Origin of the sequence: Streptomyces sp. W16 (assembly GCF_033194735.1) — a bacterium.
Classification (GTDB): domain Bacteria; phylum Actinomycetota; class Actinomycetes; order Streptomycetales; family Streptomycetaceae; genus Streptomyces.
The window spans coordinates 1-1,727 of the sequence record NZ_JAWOAI010000999.1; the positions used below are offsets into that span (position 1 = coordinate 1).

Here is a 1,727-nt window from a genome sequence, read left to right on the forward strand (position 1 = left end):
ACGCCCACCGCCGACAGCGGCGCCGCGGCCTCCCAGTCGATGTCGGCGGGCTTGGGGGTGAGGAGTGCGGCGGGCGAGACGACGTAGTCGGCCTGTGCCCTGCGGGGCAGGTAGCCGATGACCTCGTCGCCGACGGCGAAGTCGGCCACGCCCGGGCCGAGTTCGGCGACCAGGCCGGCGAAGTCGTTGCCCTGGCCCTCGGGGAACACTGCGGGCCACATGTCCGCGAAGACGCCCTGCCGGATGCCCGCCTCCCCGGGGTTGACCCCGGCGACGACCACCCGGACCAGCACCTCCCCGGGCCCCGCCTGCGGTCGCGGCACCTGGACGACCTCCAGCACCTCCGGGCCGCCGTAGCGGGAGAACTTCACTGCTCGGGGCATGGGCCGGGTCTCCTGACGTCGATGGCCTGCAGAAGGTACTGCCACTTGGTCATGCGGTCCTGGAGGTCGACGGTCGGGCCGTCGAGGGTGAAGGTGCCGTCGCCGCGGTGAGGTCCAACTCCTCGAACCTCCCGGGCGGCAGGGCCGGTCCCGGCCCGGTCACAGGTGTGCGTTCGCCCGGGCCTTCTTCGGCTCGGTGGCCAGCGCCCGCAGCGTCTCGAAGGCCGCCGCGGTCGGGCTCGCGGGTTCGGCCTGGTAGACGACGAGTTGCTGGTGCGGGGCGCCGTTGACGGTGAAGGCCGCGAACGCGATGTGCAGGTCGCCGACGTCCGGGTGCTTGAGGTGCTTGCCCTCCTGGGACTTGGACTTGACGTCGTGCAGCTGCCAGAGGGCGGTGAACTCCTCGCCGGCGTCGGACAGTTCGGCGACCACCTCGGCGATCCGGGCCGACTCGGGATCGTGCCCGTAGGCGGCCCTGAGCTCGGCGACACAGGAGTGCGCGGCCCGCTCCCACTCCTGGTAGAACTCGCGCCCGGCCGGGTCGACGAACACATTGCGGGCGAGGTTGTCGAAGGCGTCGAATCCGCTGTGCAGTGCGGTGGCGAGGGAGTTGCCCGCGAGGATGTCGAGGGCCGGGCCGAGGACGAAGGCGGGGGTGTGCTCCCAGCCGTCCATCAACTGCAGCAGTTGTGGGCTGACTTCGGCGTCGTTTCGGCCGTGCGGGCGCTGCGAGGGCGCGAGGCAGAGGCGGTTGAGATGGTCGGCGGACTCCGCGTCCAGCTTCAGGGCCTGTGCCACGGCCTCCAGCACCTGCGGGGAGGGGCTGTTCTCGCGCCCCTGCTCCAGCCTGATGTAGTAGTCGGAGCTGACTCCGGCGAGCAGTGCGACTTCCTCCCTGCGCAGTCCCGGCACCCGGCGGCGGCCGTACTCGGGCAGTCCGACGTCCTGGGGCTTGAGGGCCTCGCGGCGGGCCCGGAGGAAATCTCCCAAAGGGGTCCCATTGCTCATGCGGCAAGACTAGGTGTTTTTCGTTCGATGAGAAGGCCCGGCCGTCCTCAATCGCACCAGGTTCCACATGCTTCACACACAGTGATTCACCGCCGGCCGGCCCTTCCTGTCACCACCCGGGGAGCCGCGGTCCTGGGTGCGACGCACCCACCGTCGGCTGAACCTCTCCGGGAGTTTTCCGCCTAGCCTCGACGGTATGGACAACGACACGCGGCCCGACCCGGTGGAAGGACTGGGTCGCTTCCTCCGTTCCCGCAGGGCACGCGTCAGTCCCGCCGACGCGGGACTGCCCGGCTCCGGCCGGCGCAGGGTGCCCGGGCTGCGGCGCGACGAGGT

Annotated in this window: 2 protein-coding genes and 1 pseudogene; 1 reads left to right on the plus strand and 2 read right to left on the minus strand. The window is 71.1% G+C overall.

Going from position 1 to position 1,727, the window contains the following annotated elements:
- Together R6V09_RS52390 and R6V09_RS52395 are read right to left on the minus strand one after the other, a co-directional pair.
- Positions 1-383, minus strand: a 383-nt coding sequence (locus R6V09_RS52390; RefSeq protein ID WP_317888442.1) for an alcohol dehydrogenase catalytic domain-containing protein, incomplete at its 3' end; no start/stop codon positions are given.
- Between the two features lie 159 nt (positions 384-542).
- Complete coding sequence (locus tag R6V09_RS52395) at positions 543-1,391, minus strand: helix-turn-helix transcriptional regulator (RefSeq protein ID WP_317888443.1); 849 nt, start codon at positions 1,389-1,391, stop codon at positions 543-545.
- A gap of 196 nt (positions 1,392-1,587) precedes the next feature.
- Between R6V09_RS52395 and R6V09_RS52400 the strand changes: the two are divergent.
- Positions 1,588-1,727 (plus strand): annotated as a pseudogene (locus R6V09_RS52400) (transcriptional regulator); the annotation flags it as partial.